Source organism: Clostridium sardiniense, assembly GCF_016907995.1.
Taxonomy (GTDB): Bacteria; Bacillota; Clostridia; order Clostridiales; family Clostridiaceae; genus Clostridium; species Clostridium sardiniense.
This window is the reverse complement of sequence record NZ_JAFBDA010000029.1, coordinates 24,166-40,235: the sequence shown is the minus strand read 5'-3', so window position 1 is coordinate 40,235 and position 16,070 is coordinate 24,166. Positions and strand designations below refer to the sequence as shown.

26 protein-coding genes are annotated in these 16,070 nt (G+C 25.4%); 1 reads left to right on the top strand and 25 read right to left on the bottom strand.

From position 1 onward, the window contains the following. The first annotated feature begins 65 nt into the window (after positions 1-65). Positions 66-428, top strand: a complete 363-nt coding sequence (locus JOC62_RS16720; protein WP_204596436.1) for a hypothetical protein — start codon at positions 66-68, stop codon at positions 426-428. 117 nt (positions 429-545) lie between these two features. On the opposite strand, the gene JOC62_RS16715 is transcribed toward JOC62_RS16720, so the two are convergent. The 25 genes from JOC62_RS16715 to JOC62_RS16595 form a co-directional block, all read right to left on the bottom strand. Beyond that, positions 546-965 carry a hypothetical protein gene (locus JOC62_RS16715; protein WP_204596435.1) on the bottom strand — a complete coding sequence of 140 codons (420 nt, stop codon included), beginning with the start codon at positions 963-965 and terminating at the stop codon, positions 546-548. A gap of 37 nt (positions 966-1,002) precedes the next feature. Then, on the bottom strand, positions 1,003-1,557 hold the full coding sequence (locus JOC62_RS16710; RefSeq protein ID WP_204596434.1) for a RusA family crossover junction endodeoxyribonuclease: 555 nt from the start codon (positions 1,555-1,557) through the stop codon (positions 1,003-1,005). Positions 1,558-1,731: 174 nt separating this feature from the next. Further along, the gene (locus JOC62_RS16705; protein WP_204596433.1) at positions 1,732-2,217 is read right to left on the bottom strand and encodes a hypothetical protein; all 486 of its coding nucleotides are present in this window, start codon (positions 2,215-2,217) and stop codon (positions 1,732-1,734) included. A 103-nt stretch (positions 2,218-2,320) separates the two neighbouring features. Then, positions 2,321-2,584: a hypothetical protein gene (locus tag JOC62_RS16700; protein ID WP_204596432.1), complete on the bottom strand. Its 264-nt coding sequence runs from the start codon at positions 2,582-2,584 to the stop codon at positions 2,321-2,323. A gap of 362 nt (positions 2,585-2,946) precedes the next feature. Beyond that, a complete protein-coding gene (locus tag JOC62_RS16695) occupies positions 2,947-3,117 on the bottom strand; it encodes a hypothetical protein (protein WP_204596431.1) in 171 nt (56 codons plus the stop codon). A 177-nt stretch (positions 3,118-3,294) separates the two neighbouring features. Then, positions 3,295-3,498, bottom strand: a complete 204-nt coding sequence (locus JOC62_RS16690; protein WP_204596430.1) for a hypothetical protein — start codon at positions 3,496-3,498, stop codon at positions 3,295-3,297. 373 nt (positions 3,499-3,871) lie between these two features. Next, positions 3,872-5,197, bottom strand: a complete 1,326-nt coding sequence (locus JOC62_RS16685) for a CCA tRNA nucleotidyltransferase (RefSeq protein WP_204596429.1) — start codon at positions 5,195-5,197, stop codon at positions 3,872-3,874. Continuing rightward, positions 5,187-6,191, bottom strand: a complete 1,005-nt coding sequence (locus JOC62_RS16680) for a nucleotidyltransferase domain-containing protein (RefSeq protein WP_204596428.1) — start codon at positions 6,189-6,191, stop codon at positions 5,187-5,189. The genes JOC62_RS16685 and JOC62_RS16680 overlap by 11 nt, the downstream gene beginning before the upstream one ends. A gap of 148 nt (positions 6,192-6,339) precedes the next feature. Further along, complete coding sequence (locus tag JOC62_RS16675; RefSeq protein ID WP_204596440.1) at positions 6,340-7,266, bottom strand: DUF4428 domain-containing protein; 927 nt, start codon at positions 7,264-7,266, stop codon at positions 6,340-6,342. A gap of 211 nt (positions 7,267-7,477) precedes the next feature. Then, on the bottom strand, positions 7,478-8,164 hold the full coding sequence (locus JOC62_RS16670; protein ID WP_204596427.1) for a thermonuclease family protein: 687 nt from the start codon (positions 8,162-8,164) through the stop codon (positions 7,478-7,480). A 61-nt stretch (positions 8,165-8,225) separates the two neighbouring features. Beyond that, entirely contained in the window at positions 8,226-8,498 is a 273-nt protein-coding gene (locus tag JOC62_RS16665; protein ID WP_204596426.1) for a hypothetical protein, read from the bottom strand. Between the two features lie 246 nt (positions 8,499-8,744). Beyond that, positions 8,745-9,230: a hypothetical protein gene (locus JOC62_RS16660; protein ID WP_204596425.1), complete on the bottom strand. Its 486-nt coding sequence runs from the start codon at positions 9,228-9,230 to the stop codon at positions 8,745-8,747. 13 nt (positions 9,231-9,243) lie between these two features. Continuing rightward, complete coding sequence (locus JOC62_RS16655; RefSeq protein ID WP_204596424.1) at positions 9,244-9,603, bottom strand: RtcB family protein; 360 nt, start codon at positions 9,601-9,603, stop codon at positions 9,244-9,246. A gap of 15 nt (positions 9,604-9,618) precedes the next feature. Next, positions 9,619-10,002, bottom strand: coding sequence for a hypothetical protein (locus tag JOC62_RS16650; RefSeq protein WP_204596423.1), 384 nt, complete (start codon positions 10,000-10,002; stop codon positions 9,619-9,621). A 43-nt stretch (positions 10,003-10,045) separates the two neighbouring features. Next, on the bottom strand, positions 10,046-10,261 hold the full coding sequence (locus tag JOC62_RS16645; protein WP_204596422.1) for a hypothetical protein: 216 nt from the start codon (positions 10,259-10,261) through the stop codon (positions 10,046-10,048). 8 nt (positions 10,262-10,269) lie between these two features. Continuing rightward, complete coding sequence (locus tag JOC62_RS16640; protein WP_204596421.1) at positions 10,270-10,566, bottom strand: RNase H family protein; 297 nt, start codon at positions 10,564-10,566, stop codon at positions 10,270-10,272. Between the two features lie 77 nt (positions 10,567-10,643). Further along, positions 10,644-10,928 (bottom strand): hypothetical protein, encoded by a 285-nt coding sequence (locus tag JOC62_RS16635; protein ID WP_204596420.1) that lies wholly within the window; start codon positions 10,926-10,928, stop codon positions 10,644-10,646. Positions 10,929-11,095: 167 nt separating this feature from the next. Then, on the bottom strand, positions 11,096-11,383 hold the full coding sequence (locus tag JOC62_RS16630; RefSeq protein ID WP_204596419.1) for a hypothetical protein: 288 nt from the start codon (positions 11,381-11,383) through the stop codon (positions 11,096-11,098). 89 nt (positions 11,384-11,472) lie between these two features. Beyond that, positions 11,473-12,303 carry a hypothetical protein gene (locus JOC62_RS16625; protein WP_204596418.1) on the bottom strand — a complete coding sequence of 277 codons (831 nt, stop codon included), beginning with the start codon at positions 12,301-12,303 and terminating at the stop codon, positions 11,473-11,475. 287 nt (positions 12,304-12,590) lie between these two features. Continuing rightward, a complete protein-coding gene (locus JOC62_RS16620) occupies positions 12,591-13,166 on the bottom strand; it encodes a hypothetical protein (protein WP_204596417.1) in 576 nt (191 codons plus the stop codon). A 108-nt stretch (positions 13,167-13,274) separates the two neighbouring features. Further along, the gene (gene pnuC, locus JOC62_RS16615; RefSeq protein ID WP_204596416.1) at positions 13,275-13,961 is read right to left on the bottom strand and encodes a nicotinamide riboside transporter PnuC; all 687 of its coding nucleotides are present in this window, start codon (positions 13,959-13,961) and stop codon (positions 13,275-13,277) included. 126 nt (positions 13,962-14,087) lie between these two features. Then, positions 14,088-14,804: a hypothetical protein gene (locus JOC62_RS16610; protein WP_204596415.1), complete on the bottom strand. Its 717-nt coding sequence runs from the start codon at positions 14,802-14,804 to the stop codon at positions 14,088-14,090. A 114-nt stretch (positions 14,805-14,918) separates the two neighbouring features. Further along, a complete protein-coding gene (locus JOC62_RS16605) occupies positions 14,919-15,107 on the bottom strand; it encodes a hypothetical protein (protein ID WP_204596414.1) in 189 nt (62 codons plus the stop codon). 108 nt (positions 15,108-15,215) lie between these two features. Then, positions 15,216-15,593, bottom strand: a complete 378-nt coding sequence (locus JOC62_RS16600) for a hypothetical protein (protein ID WP_204596413.1) — start codon at positions 15,591-15,593, stop codon at positions 15,216-15,218. Positions 15,594-15,643: 50 nt separating this feature from the next. After that, the gene (locus tag JOC62_RS16595; RefSeq protein WP_207758207.1) at positions 15,644-15,955 is read right to left on the bottom strand and encodes a hypothetical protein; all 312 of its coding nucleotides are present in this window, start codon (positions 15,953-15,955) and stop codon (positions 15,644-15,646) included. Positions 15,956-16,070: the final 115 nt, after the last annotated feature.

Below are 16,070 nucleotides of genomic sequence, written 5' to 3'. Positions count from 1 at the left end.
ATATACATCCAATTAAGTTTGTATTATAATATTTATAAAATAAGAATTTAAAGGAGGTTATTTACATGAATATATTCGTTTTTATTTCTTGTATAACTATACCAATTTTAATGATTCTTATAGGAACATTATATAAATTTAATTTATATAAGAGAATCAATAAAGTATCTACCTTGTTTGTTCCACTCATAATGTTTTTTACAGGTATATCTGAAGCTAGAAATGAATCAATAGATTTGAATATTAACAAAAATAAAATCTGTAGCTTAATTTGGATTATACTTGGAAGTATTATTTTAATTTTAATTTCTATACTTTTATTATTTAATAAGAATAGTTTTTATAATATAATGAATTCTTTACTTGAATTAGAGTGTATTATATTTGCAATTATATTTGTATCTGTAAGATATTTCATAAAGAAATAATAATAAAAAGAAAAACATTGAAAAATTAATGTTTTTCTTTTTATTTATTTAAATACTTCTCTAAAACCTTCTTCAATCTAATTCTTATCCACATATACTTATTATTAAATTTCTATTTTAAGTTACTGCTCTATGTATTTTGTTATCTAATATGTTTAATTCTATTTCATTCCAACTAAGCATTTTTGACGTTTGAAGTTCATTATTCATTGGCATGTAATATGGGTTATCTGCTTCTCTATCATACCAACCAATATTGATTTCAAGTTCTTCATTGTTCATCGTTGTAATCTTCAATTGCGTTATATCATTTAAAGAGTTTATTCTTTCTAAAGGCGTTTTGCATCTTCTTGAAATATCCTCATACTCAATATCACTATTCAAAACTACATTGCATTTTAAATCTCCATCAACAATACTAAAATGTTTTATTGATGACTTAGGTACTTTAGTACTCTCATTATTTTCAAAGATAAATTCTATATTCTTAATGTCAGTATCCTTGGAGTTTAAATTTTTAATTTCATTATGATTCATATCCGCTTTATACCCCACTTATTTTTTATTTATTTTCTTATTTAAATTTTTTATATTTACTACATTCCCATTTACCTTCTTCCTTTATAATATATTCTTGAATTCTTGATTCTAATGTTTTGTTATGTATAGAACAATTTCTTTTGAATCTAGTACAACTTGTACATCTTTCTTTAAATGTGTCATACTCTTCTTTACTATCAAAAATCCCTACTGTCTCAGAAGGATAAATTTCAATTTCTATTCTTGGGTTTTTATTATCATAATAAATTCTATTAACGTGTTCCATAACTATATTATCATCTTGCCATACATTAACTGTTGTTAGTATATCAAGTAATACTTTCCAATAGTTATTGCAATCCATATCAATTCTTGGAAAATAAAACGTAGCATCCATTATAATAAATCCGCTGTTAGGTTTAATCCACTCTTGTTTCTTTATTTCCTCTTTAACATACTCACCAAATCTTTTTTCAAATCCCTTTGTTTCTTTTGGTTTGTATGCCATGACTCGTCTACCTACTGCTCTATATCCCATATAGTGATTTACTGAAATAAAATCCTTACAAGTTAATTTTAATTTATTCAATTGTTTTACTCCTTTCAGTGTAGCTTGGAAGTAATTTATTATGTTACATCCTTGATACATTTATTATTATATATTCATATTATTCAAAAGTCAATATTATTTTTTAATTATTTTATAATTTAATTTTATAAAGCTTTATCTTTTGTTTATCAATATATAATCAGCTCTTATTATTTAATTCCAACTATACTCCTTTAATTTAGTATCATATTCTAAATATATATCTTCTCCATCATCTCCACGTATTGTAAACTCATATTTTAATATTTCAATATCTTCTTTCTTTCCCGTTTTGGGTGCAAAAGATTCTGTCTTACCACTCTTTTCTTTTTGCATTATTGTATCTGTAAATGTAAGATATGTTTTCTCATTTTTATCTTTTAATAATACTGTAATATTACAAAATTTGATAGGTTTATCTGTATTATTAGTTAATACAGCATCCATATATACTGTTCCAATACTATTAGGCTTTTTAATTGAAATATCTAAATTGATATCATCAATTAAAATAGGAGGAGTTTTTGCTTCTTCTTTTGTTTCTGAATTATTAATTTCAACGTTTTCTTTTGATGGAGTCGATGATTGGTTACTGCAGCCAGCAACTATAAACACTGCTAAAATAGATACTATAATTGCACCTATCTTTTTAATTTTCATGATATTTTTTCTCCTTTAACAAAATATTATATACAATTTCATTATATGAAAATGCAATAACAAACGTTAAATGATTTCTCAGTATTTTATTAATGTATGAAATTTAATTCTCTATAAGACTTAACTTTATTAAAATATCTTTTTCTATTGTATTAATAATACTATCAACAAGTACTTCATCATCATTTACTATATAAAATCTCATATAATTACTATTACCATTAATAATACCAATTGGTCTGATCTCGTTATTATCAACTATATACTCTATATTTCTACCACTTAAATAACTCTTATCTATCATATTACTAATATTTATAACATTGTAAGGGGTATTACTAGCAGCATTTATAAAAAATACTATCACTTGATTTGTACTCAATAATTCTATTTATACTTCCCTCTAAATTTCTTTTATATTCCAATTTAATTATTCCATACTTTTTTAGATCCATTCATGAATTCCTCTACTTAACTGTTCTTTATTCTACTCTAACTAGAACATAAGTTCGCTTATGAATCAATATTATTTTATAATCCTGTATATAATATGTATAACATGTCTATAATTTAGACACACAATCTAGAATTGGATCTCTCCCTAAAGATATAGATTCTTAAACAAATCTCACCTGAACTGATACTTTATTATTGTATCAGTTCTTTTTACTATACTTAAAATCGTAGATTTAACTAAATTTCTAAATAAAAAAAGACCTCTATAGGTCTCTAATTTTCTCTTATTGATATAGATAGTCCTGAAATAATTACTGATACAACTCCTATAGCATAACTTTTATAGGATATAGCATAGAACATTAATAAAAAGGCTATTAGAATTCTTATCACAGATATACCTGTAGTTTTTTTATTTGAGAATGAAAAATTCTTAAAATCCATATTACACCTCGGAATATATTTAATAATTTTGTTAATAATACTAATATAACACGTAATATCTATACAAAACTATTTATTTGATATATAATTAAGTAAAGGAAGGGATTGAATGATTTATTCTCTTCTCGATAAAATTTAAAAAATGTATATTTTCATATTCAATGCTTAGATTGGCCTTTAAGCATTGTTTTTTTTATTCTTTTTCTTATTTAAAGTACTATATTTGAACTTAAAAATTTTAAAGAACTCAATTTCTATATCTATATTTTCTTTATTTTTATTAATCAGGATTATTATAACTACAAATATCATTACTGCAGCCATAAACATAAATCCTTTTATGTTAAACAAATTTAACACGTTGATTATTTTCTTATCCATTGTTTTCTCCTCTCTTTTATTTTTACCATTCAATCCCCATAATATCGAGAAGAGAGAGGAACAATAGATCATTCTGATAATAGATATATAATATACACCTAAATTTTAAGCCTTTACTAATTAATATTATACCATATTTAACCTATATATTATAATATCTATATTTAAAAATATATTTAGTTCTTTTTATATTAAATATATATGCAACAAAATATATTTAATATAAAAATTCTAAGTATTTTATTAATTGTATATTTTTATTGTATTCAGTAAATAATTGAAATACACATTTACTGTTAAAATGTAGCCTTCTAGATAGGTAATTTTACACCACAAAAAAGACTGATGTAATTAATTCATCAGTCTTTTTTAATTAAGATAATTTATTGTTACATGCCTTAATCAAATCACTTTTATTATTTAAATTAGGATCTTCTAACACTCTTTCTAAGCAGCAATTTAAATATTCTCCTATCTCTTTACCTTCTGCAACTCCTAAATCTATTAAATCTCTTCCGTTTATTGCTAAATCTTTAATAGTAAAACATTCTTGCTGCTCTATAACCTCATCTAATTTAAGCCTAATCTCAGCTAGTTCATCTAATCTAACATTAAGATATTCTTTATTTTGACCAAATATATCAGCACGCTTTATTTTTAATAAATCTTTAAAATTATCTTCTCCTATTTCGCTTAACAATTTCCTTATAGATTTCTTTTTGCCTATCTGTCTATCATGATATTTAACAAGCGTAGTTACTTTATTTATTGTTTCATTATCATACTTTAATCTCTTTAATATATCTTTTGCTTTTTCACTAGATAATTCAGCGTGTCCATAGAAATGACCTATTCCATTTTCGTCTATAGTTTTGCACTGTGGCTTACATATATCATGTAATAACATAGTTAACTTTAAATGAGGTTCTTTATCTATAGAATAAACCGTATTTATTATATGTTTATATACATTAAAACAATGATATGGATTGTCTTGATTAAAATCTATGCATTCACATAATTCTGGTATTATATATTTCAATAATCCTAAAGAAACCAAATCATCTATTTTATAAGCATCAGACATAATTATCTTCTCTAGCTCACATCTGATCCTCTCTACAGATATATACTTTATTTTATCACTAAATTTTCTTATAGAGTTTCTAGTTTCTTCATCTATTTTAAACCCTAATTGAGCTGAAAATCTAATTGCTCTTAACATTCTTAATGCATCTTCATTAAATCTTTTATCAGGATCACCAACCGCTCTAATAAACTTATTTAGTATATCTATATAACCATTAAAAGGATCTATTAAACCATCTTCATAATTATAAGCCATAGAATTTATTGTTAAATCTCTCCTGGATAAATCTTTTACTATATCATCTACAAATTCAACTTTATTTGGATGTCTGCTATCATCATAATCATCTTCTATTCTAAAGGTTGCAACTTCATACCCCTCGTTATTTATCATAACAGTGATAGTCCCATGTTTTAATCCTGTAGGTATAGTTTTATTAAATAACTTTATTACCTCTTCTGGTGTAGCATTAGTACAAATATCCCAATCTTTAGGTACTCTTCCCAAAATGCTATCTCTTACGCAGCCACCTACAACAAAAGCCTTTTTATTATTATTTTGCAATTTTTTTATAATAAATTCTACATCTGTAGGTATATTAATCTGCATTTAAAATCACTTCCTTATTAATTTGCATAACTAGTTCTTCTATCTTTTTATAATTAGGCTTTTCAGGTAAATTAGTATTTTCAGCAGCATATTTAAATTCAGAATCATATTTATCAACCATTTCAAAGATTTCATTATATGTATATTTACCTGATCTAATATCTAGTAACATATCTTTTTCTTTTCCTCTATAAGTATTAACTCCTTTACCTTCTAATATTTCCTTTCCCATAATAAGAAGTCTAATTAAATGCATAGCATGTTTATTTAAATGTAATTCATCCTTTTTAGAGTTCCTATGATTTAATTTACCATAATCTTTAACTATATTATTCATTTCTGAATAAATATTTTTAAAATCTCTTAATGGATAATCACTTATATTAATTGACATAAAAATTTCTTGATCCATATCTTCTTTATCTGACTTGTCTAAAAATAATTTTAAGTTTCCATTCTCAAGGTTTTTATATCTATCTTCTATGCTATTTAGTTGATTTTTTATACTATCTAATATATGCTTTTCTTTTTCCTCCTGAGGATAACTATCTCTAGCCAAAGCATTTTGTAATCTTCTTAATTGCGCAGTTGCATATCCACCAAAACTATGAATTGCTTTTTTAGATAAAAATAAATCTAAATTATCTCTAATTAAGTTACCATACTTATTACATATAATTAATTGATTATCCTTTGTCCCAAGCATTTCTATAACATTAGGATTACAATTTTGCATAAGCGATATTACTTTTCTTAATCCATATATAACTGTATCAGTTTCCCTATTTTCAAATTGTTCAAAAGAAGATAATCCTATAATTTCTTTAGGTCTTTCCACAGCTATACCCCTAATATCTAAATCACTTCCTTCAACATTTGTACCATAAGCGTGAGATCCGCCCAATGTCAATAGTATAATGTTATCTCCTAAATGTTCATTCTCACTTAAAAAGTTATATTCTTTTGTATTTATTTTATTAATTATATTTTTCATCGATCTTATCCTCCGTTTATCATAAAATTATATGTGTTGTAGTAGTATAATCACCTCATTTCCTTATGGAGTCCATATATTTATTATATTGATTTCTCTTAAACTTTTAGAATTAACCATAAACTTAAGAGAAATCAATATAATTTATTTAAATTTTTTCTCCACAATTACTACAGAATTTAGAGTCTCTAGGTATCTTTGTTCCACATTCTTTACAGAACATAAAATCCTTATTACCATCATCTTGTATATTTGATACTTGATTCTTTGCGAACTTATTTACTAATAAATCTAAAACAGACAAACATTCTTGTGCTTGTTTCTCTAGTGGTTTATATAGAATAGAATCTGTCTTAGTTGAACTACTTATAATATTAATATACACAACTGGATATTGTAAGTCATCCACTGTAATTTTTATCTTCATAGAATCTATTACATTTTTTGAACGCTTCTTACCTGTAACCCCTCCAACTATTGCACCAGTAGCTCCAAATAGAACACCACCTGCAATTGCCCTACCTACACCGCCAGAAGCTACACTACTTTCATTAACTAATAATTCATAGTTTACTATATCTTTGAATTTAAATATTCTAGGATGCTTCTTTCCACCGAAAAATCCATCTGGAACTAACCATTCTCCTTTATTTTCGTCAACTTCTAAAAAACTTCCTATTTTTTTCGTAGGTGTAAATTCTTGAAGATGTTCTTGATATAGTTTTTCAGCATCTACAAAAGGTGCTAATTCTGCTAATGATACTTTTGATGAAGTCTTTCCTAATTTCTTTACACCAATATTCGCACAAGTACCACAAACTATCCCATCAGCACATTTATTATAAAATGCTCCCAACTCTTTTCCACAAGCATCACATCTATTTGATTGCTCACCTAGGCTTTCCATTATTTCTTTTACCTCTGCGATTGTAACTTTAAATGAAGTATGTTTTAATCTTTTTAAAACTTTCTTATTGCACTCTGGACATAAATATCCATCTTTATATTTGAATTTATTAAATCCATACTCCTTTCCACAGACATCACAAACTCCTTTTAAACTAAAAAATCCCATTTTATTTATCTCTCCTACTTTATATCTTTTGATATTTATTATATAAAATCATATAGCCATATTTTCTAAAAAAATTTAGACTTACATGTTTTTTTTCTCTTCTTCTCTTTCCTTTTAGATTTACTAAATCTTATAGAATCTGTTATGATACAAAACAAACTACTTATATTATCTGCTAGTATATCTATTAAATGTTCTCATCTAAAATCACCTAATTCTTAAATACTTCTGGGTTATAACCTTTATTAGTTACATATCCTGCTTTACTCCAAATATTTAATTTTTCTTCTTTAGCATAATCTTGTGCTCTATCTAAATCTTGTAAATGTTCTTTATCTTTATAAATATAACCTACTCTTGCTAAACCCTTTGCAACTAATTCCTCATTTAGCATAGTCCATTTTCCAGTATTCTTATTTTTATAATAAATGAAACCTAAACACCTTCCATATTTATCTGATTTTGATTTTCCATATTCCACATAAATATCTGAATCCTTGGGTAAAGCCTGTTTTGTAAAATCTTTTGCTTTTTCTCCAAATGGCTGTACAGGTGTTTCTGGTTTTACTGTCTCTGGAGTATCCACTAATAGAAACCTTATCTTCTTTTCACCACCATTATCTTTTACAACAATAGTATCTCCATCAACATCTCTAACCATTGTAGCTTTAACTGTATTAGGTGGTTGCTTATCATATGTTTTTAATTCGTACGTTCCATCTGAATTATGACTTTTCATACCAGCAATTGCTTCATTTGCCTTATCTGCAAATTCTTGTGCTTGTGCTTTTGTTGGCTGTTTAGTTTTCTCGCTACAACCTCCAAGTACAACTGCTCCAAGTATTGAACATGCAACTAAAGCTACATTTATTACTTGTTTTAATCTTTTGTGTAACACTTTTATCCCCCTTATAAATATTTTAATTTATAAATTTAATAAAACTTAGAATTTAAATATACTATATCTCCACAATGTATGGATCTAACCTCATACCAGTATTACTCAATAAACTTATTGCTACATCAATATGTAAATTTTTAAATTTTCTTTTAAAATACTTAGCTTTTTCTATAGACTCATTAGTCAATAATATTATTTCATCTATCTTATAAGGAAATTCTTCTAATTCTAATATAACCTCTTCTACATCACCATCACCAGATTCAAAATATCTGCATTTTACATTTTCCATAAGTTTATATAATTTATCTCCAGTTATATCAACAATCATGATTCCTTTATTCTTATTTTTATTAATATATCCCTGGATAAATTCTATTCTTCTCCAATTCCCACAAATAACTTTTATTATTATCCTCCTTTGTAATTACTAAATTTATTATACCAAATACTAGAAATAATTTCTGTATTCTTAACTTAAATTAACTATATTTTAAATTAATTATATATACTTTTTTTATTTATTATATTAAAATCTTGTTTTTAAAGCCATTGGCAAAAACAATGGCTTATAGTATTATCTCATTTTAGGATATATATGTCCTCCATAAACTTTACATTCTGTATTATCACTAATCCTTATAGCTCTATAGCTTGTTAAAGTTTTTGTCACCTTAACATCTTCTTGTAGTATATAATCTTCTCCAAAATCATCGGAGACCTCTTCCCCTTTTTTAAATTCAACGGTTTTTATATACTTCCATATGTCACACTCAATTTGTTTCTGTAATTCTTCGTCAAAATCTACTCCTAACACTAATTCTAAAGTATTTATATCATACTCATAGAAAAATTGTATTATTATTTTATCATCTAGTAATTCCACTCCTAGATTTCTTTCATCAGCATTAGTTTTAGCTATCTTTGATAGGTTTAACTTATATTTTTTACATAAAAAACTTACAAAATTAATAAAGGCATTTGGTCTATCTGCTAAATTATTATTTTCTGGTAATTCATATACCTTTCTATGTTTTTCATCTGTTATTGTTACAATTCTCATTCCTTATCTCCTCCTACATACTTGATTTTAAATTATATACTGGTTTAATTATATCAATAATTTCTATCGTTTCACCAATATTATCTAAAATATATTCTATTGGTTTATAACTCATTGGACTTTCATCTATTGTACTTTCACATACGCTTGTACTCCATATTCCTTCCATAAACTTTTTAAATTCATCTAAAGATACTCTTTCTTTAGCCTTCCCTCTACTTAATATTCTTCCAGCCCCATGAGGTGCTGAATAGTTCCAATCTTCATTGCCTTTTCTAATATCTCTTTGTATATAGTATTTTTGCTTAATATCAGCTATTTTATATTTAATCCTATTAAATATACTAATATGTAATAATTTATTCCTCTTCATTGGTAAGATACCTTCCTAATCATTCTCTTTATTCTTTAAATCTATTAAGAACTGTCTATCGCACTCTATATACTTCATAGCTATATCTAATAATTCATCATCTTTATAATCTTCATTCCTGCAATATTTACAGCTTTCTGAAATATAATTCTCACAACCACAACAATTAATATATTTATCTTCATCGGCTTGATCTTTTCTGATGCAATCCTCTTTATCATCCTGTAGACATTGTTCGCATACTTCTAATCCTAATTTACACTTCTCTTTTATGTATCCATCTGCTTCTGCACATTCATCAGAACACCAACTTATTCCACACCCCTCACAACTTACATAATTTCCACAATCACAATATGTATCTCCACATCTTTCACATGCATAGTAATCTACACTCATACTAATCCTCCTATAATTTATTATTTATTTTAAAATGTTACTTTTATAAAAACCTATTCTTAAAAGGATTTAAGATACTATCTTTATTTATTTCTTTCACTTCACCTATGTAACACCTTTCATTAAAGATTTCTTTATTTTGTTTTGATTTTACACAAGATATAAAATCACTAGAGTCTGTAAAAACTTTTATTTTTCGTTTATCCTCAGAAAAAATAAACATTGGTCTCACATCATACTCATATACAAATACATCCATAGTAGTCCCTACTTTCCTAAACTAGCCTTGGCTAATCTATCTGCTTCATCATTCCACTTATCTTTTGAATGACCTTTAACTTTTACAAATTCGATTTTTATCTTCTCAGATAATTCATCAAATTTCTTTACATAACCCTTTGTATAATCATTCTTTGCCTTCCATTCTCTTTTATTACCTACTTTCTTTACCCATGGTTCTATTCCCTGATAGTCGTAATAAATAGTGATTTTATTATATCTTAGATCTATAGCATACTTAATTGCACGTAAACAGACTTCACATTCTCCTTGGATATTCCACATATTATATCTATCCTCTGTTACAAAAGTACAATATTATCTAATGGTTTCTCATATCTTAATTACGTTAAAAAGTCAACTCAACTCCCACATAACTTTTTATCTTTATCAAAACTTCCATCAACATAGGCTATAATTTTATTATTATTTATATCTTTTTTATTTCCCCTTTGAATCTTATTTTGTTCTAGTTCTATTTTATCTTCAACCTCTTCCATATAATCAACTAATATCTTAGTCTCATAATTCAATCCATTAAAATCAAAAGTCCCTACCGTTATTTGATAATTACCTCCCCATTCTATACTATCTATGATTTTATTCACAGCATCTTTTATAATTAGATTATCTCTTCCAGTATCCATAACTCCTTCATCTAGATTTATTTTTTTATTATTCTCTTAAATTTTTTCATTCTGTATACATCTTTATTATTATTTTTTTATTTATTTTATTAATCTTGAACGAATATTGACAATCATCAACTCTCGTTCAGGATTAAACTTTTATTTGTTTTATGATTTCTATATATCTATTTTTCAATAGTCCAAATATTTATATGTATGAAGCCTTTATTTTTATCAAAATACATAACTTCTACTAAGAATCTTTCTTTCATGCTTTTAACTTGCAAGTCAAAAGTACCTATTTTACTTTTTTTTCTAAGAATATTTATTTGCTGTATTAATTTCTCTAACGTAAGCTCATAGACAGGTGTTAGTATTGTTTCACCTTTAGCCCTTTTCATCTCTCGAATTTTTAATACTTGTCCTTGTTTTTCTTTAAAAAATCTTTCAGCATTTATTATTTCATAACCCACTTTAACATCTTCTTTCTTTATCTTTTCTTTAGTGTTCTATATGCTTCATAAATGAAGCATATATATTATGTTAATATTTTTAATTTTAATTATTTTTCAAAACTCTCCCCAATTTTTTCTTCAACTTTTTTCAAAAATTCTTCGAAAGTTTCGACTTCTATTAATTCCCCTTTTGTGTTTTTCAATTCATAAAATTCACAAAACCTAAGCCAATTCTCTATAATGATATCAAATTGATTTATACATATATTATATGTACTAGGTTTATAATAATATAATAATAATAACTTTTCATATTGGTAATAATTATCTTTAAAATTTTGTATAAATAATTCTTCCATGTCTTCAACATTGAGACAATAATTATCTACTAACTCATAAATATCCCTAAACAATATAACTACATTATTATTATTCCTTAATTTAGATTTATTTTTTGAAATATCATTATAATAGATTGATATACATTCTAATGCATTCTCATAATTCTCTATTACTTCTTCATCTATTGCTTTCTTTATATCTATCTTTCGTATATTCTTCATTGTTTCAATACATACATATAATGTTGTTTCAATTAAAAATTCCTTCAATAGCTCCTTACTAAATAAATCAACAATACTTTCAACTTCTCTATCATTGAATTCTGTTATTACCTTGTCTGAATCATTGTATGTCAGGATATCTTGGATAGTATATTTTTTATCATATATTTCTAAAATCGGAGCATTACTATATATACAATAGTCAATCAATTCTCTTAATAATACAGGTTTTGTTATAGTGGTATCACTATAATTTTTTGCTGCTATTTCATTTATTTTTTCACATAAACAGTCTGCTATATCATTGGTCTGTTCTGGTAATCTTAAGCTAACATTTTTTGTTTGAACCTTTGTTATAGATTTTAAATTTATCATTCTTAATCTCCTTATTTTTTCTTATGTTGGTTACATATACATATTACATCCATCTTTTTCCTTAGTCAATATATAATTACAAAAAAACTATTAATAATTTCATTTTTCAAAAATGCGTTACGCATTTAGGTGTATATGTAATAATATTATTATTTTTTGTAATTTATTTTCTTGAATCCCATATCCCCTGGGGATATATTTTCAGTGTAAATCCATATTTACTATATAGTATTTCTCATTTCAATCAATATTGATGTCTTTTTACTAAATAATATTTAATATATTATTTAGTAATTATTTTCATATTCCTTCTCTACTTCTTTAATTATAATATTAAGATCTTGAATTGATTTTCCTTTTGTTACATCTTCAATTAATCCTAAACAAAATTGATTATAACTATGACTTCTCTTAAAGCCTATTTCTGGTATATCTGTATTTCTTATATCGCTACTATGTATTCTTACATCTTTATCACATAAATTTCTTAAATAAACTATCTCATTCATCACCTCATCTGCTGAATGAGATTTTTTTAAGATTTCATCTAACTTATCTTTAAATTGTTTCATCATATATAAAATAGCTATTTCTGATATTGTACCTAATGCGTAAGGCTGATATTCTGCAATTACTAAATCCGAACTCCAAAGTCTTTCCATATCTGCTTTAACTATTTTCTCGCTCAATTTATTATTTTCTTCCTCAGTAACATTTGATTTATCATTAATTGATTTATTCTTTACTGGTGAATATATATCAAAATCCAAACCCAAAGATTGAAGTTTATTATATTCTTCTTCTCTTGCAAGAATCTCTCCTCTTGACATAATTCCACCCGCTAAATAAAGTCTCTTTTCCATTTTACATATCTCCTTTTTATTTATTTTATTATTGTGAGAAGAGGAATTATTTTCCCCAATTCACAATTCTTATTATACTCTTATATTTGCCAAAGTCAACATTATATTTTAATTATTTCTATATTTCTTATATAAATTATTCCAATTCTTATACCCCAATAAGCTATTACACAAATATGCAAACATCATAATAAACATAGAAATAGCATTAGTCTCTCCTCTGAAGATGGCTAACATCCACATTATACATGCAATTAAATTATGTAAACACCAAAAGTTCCACTGATCCTTATAAGAATTAATACTTAATAACATAGCAGTAACACTAGTTACGGTCGCAAATGAATCCAAATAAGGTGTATTTCCACCTAACAGATGTAATAGATATGTACCAATTATCCAAACACTAAACCAGCATAAAGTAACAAATAATAATTGTGTTGTTCTTAATGCTCTAGGCTCTACTATACCATTCTCGTCTTCTCTTTTGCTCCAATTATACCATCCTATAAACTGCAATATAAAGTTTATAGCATTAAGAGTTACATCACCATAAAACTTACTATTTAAAGCTATAAATATGTACATTGATATTTGTATAATACATAGTGGATAACACCACTTTGATCCCATTCTGACTAATATTACATAGAATATACCCAGCACTCCTGTAATAAATCCTAATAGAGTGCCATCAGTTGTTAATTGAACTATCAATAGTAATAGTATAAATATTAATGTCCCCACTTTTTCATATTTTGTCATTTGATTAATTATTTTTTTTAATTGCTGCATAAATCACTTTCCTTTTCTTATTTTGTATTTATTATTTTAAATTTATTTAATTAAATCTCTGATTTTATATAAATATTATGTTTGTTAAGATGTCATACTTTATACAACATCTTAACAAACTACATATTAATAATTACGTATATTATCGTTTAATAAAATATATTTCATGAACTCTTGTCCTAATTCTGTTAATCTTGATGCATATATTCCAGATCCACTCATCATAGTATTTAAATTCTCTATGTCTAACAGCCTATTATTATATAAATATTTTACTCTTTCATTTATAAAATTCTTTTCACTTTGTAAATCTGGATAATATCTATATAATTCTTGCGATATACTTCCTCCTAAATACCCTGAATTGGTTTGTAATCCTTTTTCTTCAAACCTTTTTAATGGATTCTCAAAGAAATATAAAAGTCTTAGATCACATTCTGTTAATTCATTAATATAATTTAAGAATATGAGCTGCTTATTTTCGTCTATTTTTATATCCAATGCGGTATTTATACAAGCATTACATAATGCAACCTTCTTTTGTTCTTGATGTGTCCTCATTGCAATTTGACTTGCATTAAGTACTATTGTAGTAAATAATTCATTGTCCTTTAAATTTTCCAGCTTAAATCCATCTACTCTTTCTTCTAAAGTCATTAATTGTTCGCAAATTCTAATAATCCATTCATCTCTTCTTTTACTTAAAGGTGAAGATATAACTAAATCAAATGTTTCAGATAATGCACCTCCAATTCCAGGAATAGCACCTATCAATGCTTTAGCACCAGAGTGCGCATAGTCACCAGCAGAATTACTTAAATCCTTTCTTATATCATTACTCATATTAAATCAGCTCCTTTTTTAAATTTATATTACATATTATACCATTATAATATATAGTAATTAAATTTAATCTTTTAAATACCTATCATCTTTATAATTTCTGCCTATTGCGAACTAAGTAAACCTTTCTGATATTTCTTCATCTATACAACTTCTTTGATTTTTTAAATCATCAAGCAAACAACATCTCCAGCAATAATCATCATTGGTGCATTCACAAGGTATATTCTTCACCTCTAAAATTGCTTTCTTTATATAAATACTTGCATTAACTAACTTTACTTCTGTTCCTTCTATAATCATTTATTCGCCTCCTATTTTCTTGCTATTGCAAACTAAAAAATACCGTATATTCTATTTGAATAATACGGTATTTTAATAATTAATATTTAATTTTATATTTGTAATAATTTAAGATTTTGTACTATTATTTGATATTATTTTGTAAAAATTATAAAGTAATACTACTACCATAACAATAAATCCAGATGTATAAGCTATCCCATCATATTTAAAAAATCCATCAATGCTTAATGAATTTTTTAAAATAACAAACCAAATTATTGTTGGTAAACTTAATAATAAAATATTAAAAAAGTGAAGTCTACTTTTATTAATATAAAAAACTTGAATAGTTAAATATAAAATAATAATTAACATATAAATTATTATTTCTTTTAATGAATAAAAGACCTTTATATCACTTGTGATTCTTGTTGCATATAACCAATTTAAACAACTCCAAATAAATAAAACAAAACTAATAGATATATCTATAAATTTTCTCATTAAAAGCTCTCCCATTTATTACATAACAATTTAATATTCCGTATTATACCTTAGCCTCCACCAGTTCCTGCCCAATTAATATACCAATACTTTACCTTCCCAAAGTAAATATACTTATAGTCTATATCATAATGGTCTGGACCTATAGCAGGATTATTACAAATGTATAGTGTACCATATTGTTTATCAGCAATTGGTAGTTCAGAAATCTCTGTCTTAAATGCTTCTATAAAATGACCTTTTAAAAATAGGTCTGTTCTTATAACTCTTTCAATAGTTGAATGAGCATAAATATCAAATCCTATATAAAATAATAATAAAATAGTACACGATAAGATTATTTTAACTACTTTACTTCTCAATTTTAACCCCCCATAAATTAATTCATCATATATAACTATTATAAGTTAATTGTAACATATTTTGTAAATACCGTATTATTTAATTTTCAAAGAACAAATTTTCTTAACTAGTTCG